This is a genomic window from Frateuria sp. (assembly GCF_035943815.1).
Taxonomy (GTDB): Bacteria; Pseudomonadota; Gammaproteobacteria; order Xanthomonadales; family Rhodanobacteraceae; genus Frateuria_A.
The window spans coordinates 199,945-214,816 of record NZ_DASZBU010000015.1 but is presented as its reverse complement, the minus strand read 5'-3'; the positions used below and the strand labels follow the sequence as shown (position 1 = coordinate 214,816).

Here is a 14,872-nt window from a genome sequence, read left to right as displayed (position 1 = left end):
CCGGCCGGTTCACCGCGGTCACAATCTGCTTTTCCAGGAGAAAGGACGGACGATGAAACTGCGACCCTTGATGCTGTGTACGGCCCTGCTGACGGCGATGCCGCTGGCCGCCAGCGCACGCGACACGGCTTCCACGCAAGTCGCGCCGGCGGACGTGGCCGCGCGCGTCAAGGCGCTCGATGCACTGCTGGCCGAGCAGTGGCAGCACACGCTGGAGAACTCGCCCGAATTCGCCACCATCCTGGGCGACCTGCGCTACAACGACCGCTGGAGCGACGTGTCGCTGGCGCACACCGCGGCCGAGCGCAAGGTGACCGAAGACTTCCTGCGGCGCTTCGAGGCGATCGACACCCGCGGCTTTCCCGACGAGGACGCGCTCAACCAGCGGCTGATGGTGCGCCAGCTCGAGGACAGCCTCACCAGCCTGGACTTCAAACTCAACGAGATGCCGCTGGAGCAGATGAGCGGCATCCATCTGCAGCTGGCCGGCTTCGTCAGCTCGATTCCGTTCGACAACATCAGGGAATACGAGGATTACCTGGCGCGCCTGAAGGCGGTGCCCAGGCTGTTCGACCAGACCGTGGAGGTGGCGCGCCAGGGCCTGCGCGACGGCATGATGCCGCCGAAGTACCTGCTGGAGAAGGTGGTGCAGCAGATCGCCAGCATCCAGCGGCCGGCCGGCATGGACAGCGTGTTCGCCGAGCCGCTGAAGCACTTCCCCAAGAGCGTGTCCGCCGCCGACCAGGCGCGGCTGAAGCAGGCGATCCTGGCGGCGATCGACGGCCAGGTGCGCCCGGCTTACGCCAGGCTGGGCGACTTCGTGGCGAAGGACTATGCCCCGCACGGGCGCAGCCAGCCGGGCGTGTGGCAGTTGCCCCAGGGCGATGCGATCTACCGCTTCCTGGTGCGCCAGACCACGACCACCGACAAGAGCCCGGCCGAGATCCATGCGATCGGCCTGGCCGAGGTCAAGCGCATCGAGGGCGAGATGACCGCCATCGCCAAGGCACAGGGCTACAAGGACCTGGCCAGCTTCCGCGCGGCGCTCCAGACCAATCCCAAGGTGCATGCGAAATCGCGCGAAGACATCCTCGAGCGCTACCGCGGATACCTCGCGCAGATGAAGCCGCAGTTGCCCAAGCTGTTCGGGCTGCTGCCCAAGACCGACGTGGTGGTGATGCCGGTCGAACCGTTCCGCGAAAAGGAAGCGCCGGGCGCCGAGTACCACCAGGGCGCGCCGGACGGCTCGCGGCCGGGGCAGATCTTCGTCAACACCAGCGACTACGCCCACCGCAGCGTGCTGTCGATCGAGTCGACCGCCTACCACGAGGGTATCCCCGGGCATCACATGCAGATCTCCATCGCGCAGACGCTGCCGGCGCTGCCGCCGTTCCGCCAGCAGGCCGGCTACACCGCCTATGTCGAAGGCTGGGCACTGTACGCCGAGCAGCTGGGCAAGGAGGTCGGCTTCTACCAGGACCCGCTGTCCTACTACGGCCACCTGTCCGACGAACTGCTGCGCGCCGATCGCCTGGTGCTGGACACCGGCGTGCACTACAAGCACTGGACCCGGGCGCAGATGGTGGATTTCTTCCACGCGCATTCCAGCGAGGACGAGCCCAGCATCCAGGCCGAGACCGACCGCTACGTCACCTGGCCCAGCCAGGCGCTGGCCTACAAGATGGGCCAGCTGAAGATCCTGGAGTTGCGTTCGCGGGCCAGGCAGGCGCTGGGCGCGAAGTTCGACATCCGCGCCTTCCACGACGAGGTGCTGGGCGGCGGCGCGCTGCCGCTGGACGTGCTCGAGCAGCGCGTGGATGGCTGGATCGCGGCGCAGAAGGCCAAGGCCTGAGGCCACGAAGCCCTGGCTGCCGGATCGAGCCCCCTCCCCCGGCCCTGCCGGGGGAGAGGGTTGGGAGAGGGGGAGGCCTTTGCCTTTTCATTGAGGCATGCTTGTAAGAGCCAGGAGCCTCCCCCCCCTCTCCCCCGGCAGAGGCCGGGGGAGAGGGAGCAAAAAGCAACCTTTTGGCGTGGAGATGCATCCATGCCGGCATGTGCAGGAAAAAGATGCGAACCGTCCTCATCATCGACGACAACCCCGCGGTGGGCGAAGCCCTGTCGCTGCTGCTCTCGCTGCACGACATCCGCCCGCTGACCGCGCTCACGCCCCAGGAGGGGCTGGCCATGCTCGACCGCGAGCTGGTCGACGTGGTGATCCAGGACATGAACTTCACCGCCGACACCACCTCGGGCGAGGAGGGGGTGGCGCTGTTCCGCGCCATCCGCCAGCGGCACACCGACCTGCCGGTGATCCTGCTGACCGCATGGACCCACCTGGAAACCGCGGTGGAGCTGGTCAAGGCCGGCGCGGCCGACTACGTGGCCAAGCCCTGGGACGACACCAAGCTGCTGGCGACGGTCGAGAACCTGCTGGAGCTGTCGGAGTCCACCCGCGAGGTCAACCGTACCCGCCGCGAGCGTCGCCGCCGCCGCGAGGTGCTGCGCCAGACCTACGAGCTGGACAGCCTGGTGTTCGCCTCCGACGCGATGGCGCAGACGCTGGAGCTCGCCTGCCAGGTGGCCCGCTCGCACGTGCCGGTGCTGATCACCGGGCCCAACGGCGCAGGCAAGGAGCGCATCGCCTGCATCGTGCACGCGAACTCGCCGGTGCGCAGCGGGCCGTTCGTTGCGGTCAACTGCGGCGCGCTGCCGGGCGAGCTGATCGAGGCGGAGCTGTTCGGCGCCGACGCCGGCGCCTATACCGGCGCCAACAAGGCGCGCGAGGGGCGCTTCGAGCTGGCCGACGGAGGCACGCTGTTCCTGGACGAGATCGGCAACCTGCCGCTGCCCGGCCAGGTCAAGCTGCTGCGCGTGCTGGAGACCGGCCAGTTCGAGCGGCTGGGTTCGGGCCGCACGCGGCAGGTCAAGGTGCGCGTGCTTTCGGCGACCAACGCCGACCTCAAGGCGATGGTGCGGGCCGGCACCTTCCGCGAGGACCTCTACTACCGCCTCAACGTGATCGAGGTGAACCTGCCGCCGCTGGCCGAGCGCACCGACGACATCGTGCCGCTGGCCGAGCATTTCCTCGATGGCCGCGCGGAATTGGGCGATGCGGCGCGCGAGGCGCTGGTGAGCTATCCCTGGCCGGGCAACGTGCGCGAGCTCAAGAATGCGATCGAGCGCGCCGCGCTGCTGGCCACCGATGGGGTGGTCACGCCGCAGCTGCTGAACCTGCCGCAGCACACGCCCGCGGTCGCCCGCAACCTGGACGAGCCCAGCCGCGAGGCGGTGGAGAGCGCGCTGCAGCGAGCGGACGGCGTGGTGAGCCGCGCCGCGCAGTCGCTGGGCCTCTCGCGCCAGGCGCTTTACCGGCGCATGGAGCGCTACGGCCTGGCGACCAGTTGAAGGAGCCTGGCCCTTCCCCCGCCTTCGCGGGGGAAGAACTCGGTGAGCAGATGCCCGCACGCGAACCAGGCCTTCCGGCGGTTGCCGCCATCGGAGGGCCGCGGGATTATCGGCACCCTCACCCAAGGAACCCCGACCATGCGCACTCTCGCCTTCATGTTCGCCGCCCTGCTTGCCGCGGGGGCGGTACAGGCCCAGAGCGTCCCGCAGGCCAGCGACAGCTGGAGCACCCCGGTCCCGGCGTCCACGGCGAGCTACCGCTCGGGCGGCGTGGACCCGGCCGCGCAGCGCGAGCCCAGCTCCCACTTCAAGTTCAAGGAGCGGCGCAATCCCATGGAACTGCCGGGCAACGCCGCGCAGGAGCGTTCGGGTCGGGCCGCGGTCGGCGGCATGGGCTCGGTGGACCGCAACGGCCGTCCCGCTGTGAGCTGCCCCGAGACGCCGATGGACCCCGCATGCCACTGACCGAGGCAGTGCGCAGCCGGAGCCCCGCATGCAACTGAGGTCACTGCAGATCCGCCTGACCGGGCTGCTGATGCTGGCCAGCTTCAGCGGGGCGATGGTCTATGCCGGCATCACCCAGTGGCCGTTGCCGCAGCTGCTCTCCTGGCTGCGCCATGATCCGCGCTTCGGCACCCATCTGCCGACCCTGCCGGGCATATCCGGCGCCCTGCTGGCGAGCATGGTGGTATTGCTGCCGCTGCTGCTCTGGCTCGGCTCGCAGGTGATGTCGCCGATCCGTCGCCTGCTGCGCGCGCTCGAAGGGGCGGTGGCCAGCTTCCGCGACGGCGACTTCAGCTTTTCCATCTCGGCCGACCGGCGCGACGAGCTGGGCGACCTGATCCGCATGCACAACACGCTGGGCCAGACCTTGCGTGAGCAGCGCCAGCACCTGGTGCAGCGCGAGCTGCTGCTGGACACGGTGGTGCAGCACACGCCCGTGGCGCTGGTGCTGGCCAATGCGCAGGGCCGCGTCGCCTACGCCAACATCGCCGCGCGGCACCTGTTCAATGAGGGCCGCAGCCTCAACGGGCTGGATTTCGGCGAGTTGCTGCTCAAGGTTCCCGAGGCGCTGCGCCACGCCGTGGAAAGCGGCGAGGACGCGTTGCTCACCGTGCCGATGGACGGCGCCGAGGAGACCTTCCATCTCTCGCAGCGGCTGTTCCGCCTGCAGGGGCGGCCGCACAAGCTGTACTCGTTCCGGCGCATGACGCGCGAGCTTTCGCGGCAGGAAGTGGCGACCTGGAAGCGGGTGATCCGCGTGATCAGCCACGAGCTCAACAATTCGCTGGCGCCGATTTCCTCCCTCGCACACTCGGGTGCGGAGCTGGCGCGGCGCAACGACCTGGCGCGGCTGCCCGGGGTGTTCGCCACGATCGGCGAGCGCGCCCGCCACCTGCACGGCTTCATCGCCGGCTACGCCAGCTTCGCCAAGCTGCCCACGCCGCAACCGCAGCCGATCGACTGGCAGGCGTTCCTGGACAGCCTCGCGCTGCATTGCCGCTATCAGCTGGTCGGCCAGGTGCCGACCGAGCCGGGATGGTTCGATGCGGCGCAGATCGAGCAGGTGCTGATCAACCTGATCAAGAACGCGCACGAAGCCGGCGGAGCCGAGGATGGCGTGACGCTGGCGCTCGCGCAGGTCGGTCACGACTGGCGCATCGAGGTGGCCGACCGCGGCCCGGGCATGAGCGAGACGGTGCTGGCGCAGGCGCTGTTGCCTTTCTATTCGACCAAGCGCTCGGGCACCGGGTTGGGCCTGGCGTTGGCGCGCGAGATCACCGAGGCGCACGGCGGGCGCATCACGCTGGCCAACCGCGAGGGCGGCGGCCTGCGCGTGAGCCTGCTGCTGCCGCTGCGCGCATCGGGCGCGTAGCGCGTGCCATAGCCTGCCCGGCGGGCCGGCTCGCCTATACTCGCCGTTCAACCACAGGAGGGGGGAGTCATGGGCAATCTGCTGATAGCCGCGGTGCTGGTCGTGCTGGTGGTGATCGTGATCGCCAAGCTGGTGCGCATCGTGCCGCAGGGCTACGAGTGGACGGTGGAGACCTTCGGCCGCTACACGCGCACGCTCAATCCCGGCCTGCATTTCCTGATCCCGATCTACCAGGGGATCGGCGCCAAGATGAACATGATGGAGCAGGTGCTGGACGTGCCTTCGCAGGATGTCATCACCAAGGACAACGCCGTCGTGCGCGTGGACGGCGTGGTGTTCTACCAGGTGCTGGACGCGGCCAAGGCGGCCTACGAGGTGGCCAACCTGGAGCAGGCCTCGCTGGCGCTGGTGATGACCAACATCCGCACCGTGCTGGGCTCGATGGACCTGGACGAATCCTTGAGCAAGCGCGACGCGATCAATGCGCAGCTGCTGCGCGTGGTCGACGAGGCCACCCACCCGTGGGGGGTCAAGGTCAACCGCATCGAGATCAAGGACATCGCGCCGCCGCGCGACCTGATCGACTCGATGGCGCGGCAGATGAAGGCCGAGCGCGAGAAGCGCGCCAATATCCTGGAGGCCGAGGGCTTCAAGCAGGCTGCGATTCTCAAGGCCGACGGCGAGAAGCAGAGCGCCATCCTGGCGGCCGAGGGCAAGAAGGAGGCCGCCTTCCGCGAGGCCGAGGCGCGCATCCGCCTGGCCGAGGCCGAGGCCGAGGCGACCAAGATGGTTTCCGACGCGATCGCCAACGGCAATCTCAACGCGCTCAACTACTTCGTCGCCAACAAGTACGTCGAGGCGCTGAAGGAGATTGCGCACTCGCCCAACCAGAAGATGTTGCTGCTGCCGATGGAGGCCACCGGCATCATCGGCTCGCTGGCGGGCATTGCGGAGCTGGCGAAGGAATCGCTTTCGCAGCAGGGGGCGCCGAAGGCGGTACCGCCGCCGCGCTGAGGCAGACCGCCCTCATCGGTCGGCAGCTTTCCCGTGGGGAAGCTCGAGCCTCGAGCGCCACCTCCGGTCCCATCCCCCAAGTGCCGACAGGTGAAGGGCGAGGTGCCGGCCATCCCGAGCTTGCCGCCGTCGCCCGGCGGCGACACCATCGCACCATCCAGCCGGAGTCCCGCATGTTCGCCTCCCTCGCCGTCCATCACCTCTGGTGGCTACTGGCCCTGCTGCTGATTGCGCTGGAGGTGGCCCTGCCGGGCTATTTCCTGCTCTGGATCGGCATCGGCGCGGGCGCCACCGGCGTGCTCGCCTGGCTGCTGCCGGGCATGTCGCTGCTGGCGCAGGCGGTGGCCTTCACCGTGTGCGCACTGCTCGCCTGCGCGCTCTACGCCTACGTGCTGCGGCCGCGGCTGCGCCGCGGGGACGCGGCCGGCGAGCGGCTCAACCGCCGCGGCGAGCAACTGGTCGGCCAGCGCTACGTGCTGATCGAGCCCATCGTCAATGGCCGCGGCCGGGCGCGCGTGGGCGACGGCGAGTGGCTGGTGAACGGGCCTGACCTGCCGCTGGGCGCCAACGTGGAAGTGATCGGCGTGGACGGCAACACCCTCAAGGTGCGGCCGGCCGCATGAACGCACCGACGGGTGCGGCGCAGGCGGCGCTGGACACACGGATCGCCTTCCTGGTCGAACTGGCGCGCCGGTTGCACCAGTACGGCACCTCGGCGCAACGCCTGGAGACGGCCATAGCGGGTTCGGCGCTGCGGCTGGGCCTGGCCGCGGACGTATGGTCCAGCCCCACCGCGATCATCATTTCCTTCGCCGAGGTGAGCCGCGGCGAGGAGGGCCTGGCGCAGGTCACGCAGGTGATGCGGCTTTCGCCGGGCGACGTCAACCTGGCGCGGCTGTGCGAGGCCGACGCGATCGCCGACCGCGCGATCGCCGGCGAGCTGGACCTGCGCGAGGGTTTCCGCCTGCTGCGCGTGCTGGGCCGACCGGACACGCGCCGCGCGCAGGCGGCGGTGGTGGGCAGTTACGGCCTGTCCGCCGCCAGCATCGCGGCGCTGTTCCTGCACAGTTCCTGGGTCGACCTGGTGGTGGCCGGCGCGATCGGCCTGGTGATCGGGCTGATAACCGTGCTCTCGGCCACACGGCCGCGGCTGGCGGTGGCCAGCGACGCCATCAGCGCGCTGGTGGCGACGGCCGGCGCGATCGTGGTCAGCGCCTTCGTGGTGCCGCTGGCGGTCAAGTCGGTGGTGCTGGCGGCGCTGATCGTGCTGGTGCCGGGCATGTCGCTAACCACGGCGGTGCGCGAGATCTCCAGCCAGCACCTTGTCTCGGGCATGGCGCGCATGGGCGGCGCCATCGCCACGCTGCTCAAGCTCACCTTCGGAACCGTTGCGGCCAGCCAGGTCTGCGCGGCGCTGGGCATCCACCCTAGCGCGCGCGCCCTGCCGGCGTTGCCGCCGTGGACCGACTGGCCTTCATTGCTGATCGGCGCGCTGGGCTTCGCCATACTGTTCCGCGCCGCGCGGCGGGACTGGCCGGTCGTGGTCGGCGCGGTCTTCGTAGGCTACCTGGCCACGCGCTGGGGCGGCCTGCTGTCGGGCGCGATCCCGGGTGCGCCGTTCGGCGTGTTCCTCGGCGGATTGTTGCTGGGCGCGCTGGCCAACCTCTATGCGCGCTACATGCACCGGCCCGGCGCGGTGGTGCGCGAGCCCGGGATCATCCTGCTGGTGCCGGGCAGCGTGGGTTTCCGCAGCGTGTCCTACCTGTTCGAGCGCGACACCACGCTGGGTATGGACAGCTTCATCCTGCTCATCACGCTGCTGATCTCGCTGGTGGCGGGGCTGCTGTTCGGCGACCTGCTGGTGTCGCCGCGCCGGTCGCTCTAGCCGGGCGGGGCAGCGGCAGGGATTCGCCTCAGTCGCCGGTTTCCTCGTCGCCTTCGCCCTCGTCCTGCTGCAGCTCCTTGAGCAGCTGGAAGATCTCCCGGTACGCGCGCGGGGGCTTGTTCGCCGCGCGCTCGCTGCGCGCCTGGCGGACCAGCGAGCGCAGGTGCTGGCGATCGACGGAGGGGTGCTCGGCGATCAGCGTGGCCGCGGCCTCGTCGTCTTCGAGCAGGCGCTCGCGCAGCGTCTCGAGGCGATGCATGGCCGCGGTTTCCTGCCGCTGGCGCTCGCGGTTCTCGCCCAGTTCCGCACGCACGCTGTCGAACACCGCCTCGTCGTGGCGACGCATCTTCTTGGCCAGGAACCCCAGCTGGCGCTTGCGCGCGATGTGCGAGCTGATCCGCCGCACGTTGGCGATTTCCTCGAGCACGTCCTCGGGCAACTCGAGCCGGGCCAGCCGACTGGGCGGCAGCTCGACCAGCTGGGTTGCGAGCGCCAGCACGGCGAGCGCCTCCCTGCGCTGCTGGGTGCGGCTGGGGCCGTAGTCCTGCTCGTCGAGTTCGGTCTGGTTTCGGCTGCGGCTGGGGCTCACGGGTGTTCCATGGGTTCGGGGGCTGGCGCGGGCGATTCCAGCGCGAAGCGGGGGACGGGTACGCCGCCGACGAGGACGGTTTGGGCGAACATGGCTGCAGGGCGCACCCACAGTCCGTGATCGCCATAGAGGGCGCGGTAGACGACCAGCTCCTCCAGCGTCTCGCTGTGGCGGGCCACGCCGACCACCTCGTAACGCTGGCCCTTGTAGTGTCGGTAGATGCCGGCGACCGGTGTCACGGCGCGCTCCCTTTGATTGCGCGAAGGCGACCCCATGTCCGGAAGTCGCCCTCCATTCTACCTGTCCGAAGGAACGCCCCGTGAGTGCAGCCCCCGTGAGTGCAGCCGCGTCGCCCGCCGATGCCAGCCAGCAGGAACTCGCCCGACTGGCCGAGCTTGCCGAGGAGGTGATCCGCCGCGCACGCGCCGCGGGTGCCAGCGCAGCGGAGGTCGCCGCGAGCATCGATACCGGACTCAACGTCAACGTGCGACTGGGCGAGGTGGAGACGGTCGAGCACACGCGCGACCGCGGCTTCGGGCTGACCGTCTACTTCGGTCAGCACAAGGGCACGGCCAGCACCGCCGATCTCAACCCGGCCTCCGTGCAGGCCACGCTGGAGCAGGCCTGCGCCATCGCCCGCTACACCGAGGCCGATCCGGCGGCGGGCCTGGCCGACGCGCGGCGCATGGCCACGCAGTTCCCCGATCTGGACCTGTGGCATCCGTGGGACATCGACACGCCAGAAGCGATCGAGCTGGGCAAGCAGATCGAAGCCGCCGGCCGCGCGCACGCAGGCATCACCAATTCCGACGGCGCCGCCGTGCAGGCCGGCCAGACACTGTCGGTGTACGCCAACTCGCACGGCTTCGTCGGGCGCGAGCGGGCCACGCGGCATGCGCTGTCGCTGTCGCTGATCGCAGGCGAAGGCGACCGCATGCAGCGCGACTACTGGTACGACAGCGTGCGCGCACCGGGCGACTTCATGAGCGCGCAGGCGCTGGGCGACAAGGCGGCCGAGCGCACGCTCGCGCGCCTGGACTCGCGCAGCCTGGGCACGCGCCAGTGCCCGGTGCTGTTCGTGCCGGAGCTCGCCCGCGGCCTGATTGGCCACCTGGTGAGCGCGGTGAGCGGCGGTGCGCTCTATCGCCGCGCGAGTTTCCTGGTCGACCATGCCGGCAAGCGCGTCATGCCCGAATGGATGAACATCATCGAGCGCCCGCTGCTGCCGCGCGGCATGGGTTCGGGTGCGTTCGACGCCGAGGGCGTGGCCACCGCCGACAGTGCGCTGATCGAGCACGGCGTGCTGGCACGCTACATCCTGGGCAGCTATTCGGCCCGCAAGCTGGGGCTGGAATCCACCGGCAACGCGGGTGGCATCCACAACCTGCTGGTCGAGCCGGGGCAGGACGACTTCGCCGGGCTGCTCAGGCGCATGGACACCGGGCTGGTGGTCACCGAGGTGATGGGGCAGGGGGTGAACACCCTCACGGGCGACTATTCACGCGGTGCGGCGGGCTTCTGGGTCGAGCGCGGGCAGATCGCCTATCCGGTGGAGGAGATCACCATCGCGGCCAACCTGCGCGACATGTTCGCGGGCATCGTGGCCGTGGGCAGCGACGTGGATCGGCGGGCGCAGATCCTCACCGGCTCGATCCTGCTCGACCGGATGACCGTTGCCGGCCAGTAGCCCGAACTGCCTATGGCATCGCGGTACGGCTTTGCTAGCATCGCCGCACCGGCGCGATCGCCGGGGTCATCGAAGGTAAGAGGAGACACGCATGAGCGTTCCACCCGATTCCGTCGTCCCGCCCCCACCGCCGCATGAGCCGGTACCGCCGCCCGAACCGCTGGATGCCGTCGGCATGCCCAGCCGCGAGGAGCGCCAGTGGGCGCTGTTCGCGCATCTGTCGGCCCTGCTGGGCGGACTGGTCACCAGCCATTTCTTCGGCCTGGGCTGCCTGATCGGGCCGCTGGTGATCTGGCTGATCAAGAAAGACACGATGCCTTTCGTCGACGACCAGGCCAAGGAAGCCCTCAACTTCAACATCACCGTGGCCATCGCGGCCGCGGTGTGCTGGATTCTCGTCTTCGTGCTGATCGGCATCCCGCTGGTGATACTGCTGGGCCTGGCCTGGCTGGTGTTCGTGATCATCGCCGCGATCAAGGCGAACGAAGGCGAGCGCTATCGCTATCCGTTCACCTTGCGCTTCATCCATTGACCATCGACGGGCGGGCCTGTGGGCGGGCCCGCCTTTTTCCGCAGCCTGGGGTGCCCGCCGCTCAGTGCGCGCGGTTGGCGGCGTAGAGCGCCAGTTCTTCCAGCAGTTCGCCCCGCGCACCGAATTCACCGATCGCCTGCAGGGCGCTGCCCGTCAGTTCGGCCAAGCGTGCGCGCGAGGCATCCAACCCGATGATCGAAGGGAACGTCGGCTTGTCCGCTGCCGCGTCCTTGCCGGCGGTCTTGCCGATCACCGCCGACTCGCCTTCCACGTCGAGGATGTCGTCGCGTACCTGGAAGGCCAGGCCCACGGCAGCGGCATAGCGGTCCAGCGCCTCCAGCGCCGCCGCATCCGCGCCGGCGGCGAGCGCGCCCAGCCGCACCGCGGTACGGATCAGTGCTCCGGTCTTGCAGGCATGCATGTGCTCCAGCTCGGCCAGCGTGAGTTTGCGCCCCACCGCGGCCAGGTCCAGCGCCTGCCCACCGGCCATGCCCTCGGCGCCGCAGGCGCGGCCGAGCACGCGCAGCATCTGGAGCATGCGCCTGGCGTCGGTGTCGCCGTGCGGATCGTGCGCGAGGATCTCGAAGGCGAGCGCCTGCAGGGCGTCGCCTGCCAGGATCGCCATGGCCTCGCCGTACACCACGTGGCAGGTCGGGCGGCCGCGCCGCAGCGCGTCGTCATCCATCGCCGGCAGGTCGTCGTGCACCAGCGAGTAGGCATGAATCAGCTCGACCGCGCAGGCGGAGGCGTCCAGCTCGGCGCCGTCCGTGCCGAGCGCATGACCGGCGCCGTAGACCAGCAGCGGGCGCAGGCGCTTGCCGCCGCCGAGCACGGCGTAGCGCATGGCGCGATGCAGTTCCAGCGGCGGCTGTTGCTCGGAGGGCAGCACGCGCGCGAGCGCAGCATCGGCGCGCGCGGTCAGCGCGAGCAGCCGGGGGCCGAGTTCGGGCGGCGCGTCAGGATTCGGGTTCGAAGGGTTCGGCGTCGTCGGGCGCATCGGGATCGAGCAGCAGGCGCACGCGCAGCTCGGCCTGGTCCAGGGCCTGCTGGCAATGGCGGTAGAGGCCGATGCCGCGCTCGAAGGAGGCCAGCGATTCGTCCAGGCTCAATTCGCCGCCTTCCATGCGCGCCACCAGTTGCTCGAGCTCGTCCAGCGAATGCTCGAAGTCGGCGACGGACGGGGTTTCCGCGGGGGCAGAAGCGGGTTTGGCCATGGGCCGCAACGCTAGCGCAGCGGGGTGCGGGAATCAATGTTTCGCGCCGCATTCGACCCTTTGGCGCGATGCGTCGACGAGGCCTTAGCTGCTGCTTCAATTTCCGCTACCGGACTTTTCCTCCGGTACGGCAGAGCCTGCATCCCTCCAGTTGGCCGGCATCCAGCGTGGATGTGCGCCCAGGGTGTCGAACAGCGCGGCGGCCTGCGCCGTCTGCCACAGGTCGGCGACGGCGATCAGCGTTTCTCCCGCGTAGAGCAAAGGGCAGGTTTCGCGGCGCCATGGCGGCAACGCGGCTTGCTGGAACAGGTCACGCAGTTCCCGGGTGTGCCGGTCGCCGGCAGGCCTGATCCGCTCGCCGCCCCGGCGCAGGCGCACGACGAGCGGCGAGGGCAGGCGGCTGGCCGGATCGAGCATGAGCCGGCCGCCTCCTGGCAAGGCCAGCGTCTCGCCGTGCCAGCAAGCCTCCCAGTGCGGGTCGAACGGTGGCCGTGGGGCGCCTGCCCACAGGCGTCCCTTCCAGATGTGCAGCTCGACCCCGGGCCATCGCACGCACGGCTGCCGGCCCGCGCGGGCTTGGCATTGGCGCTCGATCTGCCGGCGTTGCGCGGCGGTGGGCGCGGCCAGCCCGCGCGCGTGCAGCCAATGGTCGAGCAGGGGTTCGCGCAAGGCGGAGGCGAGCGCCATCCACGCCTCGGCGTCGAGGCTGCCGGTCGCCTCGTCGTGCACTGCAGGGAAGGCGCCGAGCCAATGGGTACGCAGGGCCTCGTCCGCGGCACGGCAGAGCCTCGCGCTGTGCAGGATCGAATCGACCGCCTGCGGAAAGTAGCGGTGCAGGCGCGGCAGTATCTCGTGCCGCAGGTGGTTGCGTGCCAGCGTGGTGTCGCGGTTGGACGGATCGTCGATGTGGGGCAGCCGATGCTCCTGCACGTAGGCGCCCAGCACTTCGCGCGGCAGTCCGAGCAGCGGCCGCCAGAGCTGGCCGGCACCGAGCGGACGGACCGCCCGCATGCCGCCCAGGCCCCGTGGTCCTGCGCCGCGCAGCAGCTTGAGCAGCACGGTCTCGACCTGGTCGTCGCGGTGATGGCCCAGCAGCAGCCATTCACCGGGCCGGATCGCTTGTGCGAAGGCGGCGTATCGGGCATGGCGCGCGGCGGCTTCTGGGCCCTCGCCGGACTCCCGCGGCACGTCGACTTGCAGCACCTCGCAGGCGATTCCCAGCGAGGCGCAGAACGCCTGTGCCTGTGTGGCCCAGCCGCCGCTGTCCGCGTGCAGTCCGTGATCCACGTGCAGCGCGCGCAGGCCGCGTGCGCGCGCCTGCGGCAGCGTCGCCAGCGCGTGCAGCAGCGCGGTGGAATCGGGGCCGCCGCTGAAGGCCACGCACAGCGCGCCATCGACATGAATGCCCATGGCGTGGCGCAACGCGTCGGGCAGCGTGAGCGGCCTACTCACGGCTGGCCGGTTTTTTCTTGTTGCGCACGTAGATGTGCTTGCCGTTGCCGACCTGGCGCTCCTCGGCCTGGAACAGCCCGATCGCGCCGATCAGCCCGCTCAGTTTGGCATAGCCCCAGTTGCGCGAGTCGAACTCCGGCGCGCGCTTGCTGACGATGCTGCCGACCGCACCCAGTCCGGCCCAGCCCGAATCGTCGGCGGCGTCCTCGATGGCGTCGCGCAGCAGGTTGACCAGCCGTGCGTCCTGGCGCAATTCCTGCGCGCTCTTGCGCTGGGCCGGTTCGGCCGGCTTTTCCTCGCCGCCGTCGGGCTTGCCCAGCACGTCGGTGTAGATGAAGCGGTCGCAGGCGGCGACGAACGGCCCGGGCGTCTTGCGTTCGCCGAAGCCGTAGACGGTCAGGCCCGACTCGCGGATGCGCCGGGCCAGCGTGGTGAAGTCGCTGTCGCTGGAGACGATGCAGAAGCCGTCGAAGCGGCCGGTGTAGAGCAGGTCCATCGCGTCGATGATCATCGCCGAGTCGGTGGCGTTCTTGCCCCGGGTATAGCCGAACTGCTGGATCGGCTGGATCGAGAAATCGAGCAGCTGGTCCTTCCAGCCGCGCAGGTGGCTGTCGGTCCAGTCGCCGTAGGCGCGCTTGACGTGGGCGGTGCCATAGCGGGCGACCTCCGCCAGCAGGCCCTCGGCCAGCCCGGGCTGGGCGTTGTCGGCGTCGATCAGCACGGCGAGCTTGGCATGGTCGGCCATGGCGCGGCCCTTAAGGACAAGGTGGCCCGATCTTAGCGCGGCGCTCCCGGCACGGCCGCCGGCAGCGCAAGGACGCGCGCCGGCTAGCGCTGGAAGTTGAGCTCGACGTCCAGACCGCAGGGATCGGTGAGGAACAGCTGCACCTGGCCCAGTGCATCCACCTCGTCGATCTCGTACGGCAGGCCGGCCGCGTCCAGACGGGCGCGGACGGCGGCGAGGTCGGTGCAGGCGAAGGCCAGGTGGTTGAAGTGGCCGGTCGGTGCGGGCGGGGCATCGCCCGGGCCGGCGACGGTCAGGTGCAATACGTCGGCGTCGCCTGCGTAGAGCCAGTAGCCGCGGGAGCCGGAGCGAAACGCCGGGCGCGGGCCTTCGCGCAAGCCGATGACATCGGTGTAGAAGCGGCGCAGGCGCTCGATCATCGCCGCGGGGGCACGCAGATTCGCATGGGCCAGGCCACGCACCCCGCCCATGCC

The 14,872-nt window shown here is 70.0% G+C and carries 16 protein-coding genes; 9 read left to right on the top strand and 7 right to left on the bottom strand.

What is annotated here, in order from left to right; all coding sequences use genetic code 11:
- Positions 1-52 precede the first annotated feature (52 nt).
- The 7 genes from VGU65_RS11625 to VGU65_RS11595 all read left to right on the top strand — a co-directional run bounded on the left by VGU65_RS11625 (position 53) and on the right by VGU65_RS11595 (position 8,180).
- Complete coding sequence (locus tag VGU65_RS11625; RefSeq protein WP_327475878.1) at positions 53-1,852, top strand: DUF885 domain-containing protein; 1,800 nt, start codon at positions 53-55, stop codon at positions 1,850-1,852.
- Positions 1,853-2,067: 215 nt separating this feature from the next.
- Positions 2,068-3,405, top strand: coding sequence for a sigma-54-dependent transcriptional regulator (locus VGU65_RS11620; protein ID WP_327475877.1), 1,338 nt, complete (start codon positions 2,068-2,070; stop codon positions 3,403-3,405).
- 138 nt (positions 3,406-3,543) lie between these two features.
- Positions 3,544-3,870: a hypothetical protein gene (locus tag VGU65_RS11615; protein WP_327475875.1), complete on the top strand. Its 327-nt coding sequence runs from the start codon at positions 3,544-3,546 to the stop codon at positions 3,868-3,870.
- Between the two features lie 28 nt (positions 3,871-3,898).
- Positions 3,899-5,281, top strand: a complete 1,383-nt coding sequence (locus VGU65_RS11610) for a sensor histidine kinase (RefSeq protein ID WP_327475873.1) — start codon at positions 3,899-3,901, stop codon at positions 5,279-5,281.
- Between the two features lie 69 nt (positions 5,282-5,350).
- Positions 5,351-6,295, top strand: coding sequence for an SPFH domain-containing protein (locus VGU65_RS11605; protein ID WP_327475871.1), 945 nt, complete (start codon positions 5,351-5,353; stop codon positions 6,293-6,295).
- A gap of 173 nt (positions 6,296-6,468) precedes the next feature.
- Positions 6,469-6,918 (top strand): NfeD family protein, encoded by a 450-nt coding sequence (locus VGU65_RS11600; RefSeq protein ID WP_327475869.1) that lies wholly within the window; start codon positions 6,469-6,471, stop codon positions 6,916-6,918.
- Positions 6,915-8,180, top strand: coding sequence for a threonine/serine exporter family protein (locus VGU65_RS11595; RefSeq protein WP_327475867.1), 1,266 nt, complete (start codon positions 6,915-6,917; stop codon positions 8,178-8,180). Before VGU65_RS11600 ends, VGU65_RS11595 begins: the two co-directional genes overlap by 4 nt.
- 28 nt (positions 8,181-8,208) lie before the next feature.
- On the opposite strand, the gene yjgA is transcribed toward VGU65_RS11595, so the two are convergent.
- On the bottom strand, positions 8,209-8,769 hold the full coding sequence (gene yjgA, locus VGU65_RS11590; protein WP_327475865.1) for a ribosome biogenesis factor YjgA: 561 nt from the start codon (positions 8,767-8,769) through the stop codon (positions 8,209-8,211).
- The gene (locus VGU65_RS11585; protein ID WP_327475863.1) at positions 8,766-9,008 is read right to left on the bottom strand and encodes a DUF1653 domain-containing protein; all 243 of its coding nucleotides are present in this window, start codon (positions 9,006-9,008) and stop codon (positions 8,766-8,768) included. The genes yjgA and VGU65_RS11585 overlap by 4 nt, the downstream gene beginning before the upstream one ends.
- Before the next feature lie 80 nt (positions 9,009-9,088).
- On the opposite strand from VGU65_RS11585, the gene pmbA reads away from it, so the two are divergent.
- Entirely contained in the window at positions 9,089-10,456 is a 1,368-nt protein-coding gene (pmbA, locus tag VGU65_RS11580; protein ID WP_414655814.1) for a metalloprotease PmbA, read from the top strand.
- A 91-nt stretch (positions 10,457-10,547) separates the two neighbouring features.
- Positions 10,548-10,988, top strand: a complete 441-nt coding sequence (locus VGU65_RS11575) for a DUF4870 domain-containing protein (RefSeq protein WP_414655813.1) — start codon at positions 10,548-10,550, stop codon at positions 10,986-10,988.
- Positions 10,989-11,049: 61 nt separating this feature from the next.
- Here VGU65_RS11575 and VGU65_RS11570 read toward each other — a convergent pair whose 3' ends face one another.
- From VGU65_RS11570 to VGU65_RS11550, 5 genes are all read right to left on the bottom strand, one after another.
- Positions 11,050-11,985, bottom strand: a complete 936-nt coding sequence (locus VGU65_RS11570) for a polyprenyl synthetase family protein (RefSeq protein WP_327475861.1) — start codon at positions 11,983-11,985, stop codon at positions 11,050-11,052.
- Positions 11,945-12,202, bottom strand: coding sequence for an exodeoxyribonuclease VII small subunit (locus tag VGU65_RS11565; protein ID WP_327475859.1), 258 nt, complete (start codon positions 12,200-12,202; stop codon positions 11,945-11,947). Before VGU65_RS11565 ends, VGU65_RS11570 begins: the two co-directional genes overlap by 41 nt.
- A gap of 96 nt (positions 12,203-12,298) precedes the next feature.
- Entirely contained in the window at positions 12,299-13,654 is a 1,356-nt protein-coding gene (tilS, locus tag VGU65_RS11560) for a tRNA lysidine(34) synthetase TilS (RefSeq protein ID WP_327475856.1), read from the bottom strand.
- Entirely contained in the window at positions 13,647-14,399 is a 753-nt protein-coding gene (locus tag VGU65_RS11555) for an NYN domain-containing protein (protein ID WP_327475855.1), read from the bottom strand. The genes tilS and VGU65_RS11555 overlap by 8 nt, the downstream gene beginning before the upstream one ends.
- Positions 14,400-14,482: 83 nt before the next feature.
- Entirely contained in the window at positions 14,483-14,869 is a 387-nt protein-coding gene (locus VGU65_RS11550) for a VOC family protein (RefSeq protein ID WP_327475853.1), read from the bottom strand.
- Positions 14,870-14,872 lie beyond the last annotated feature (3 nt).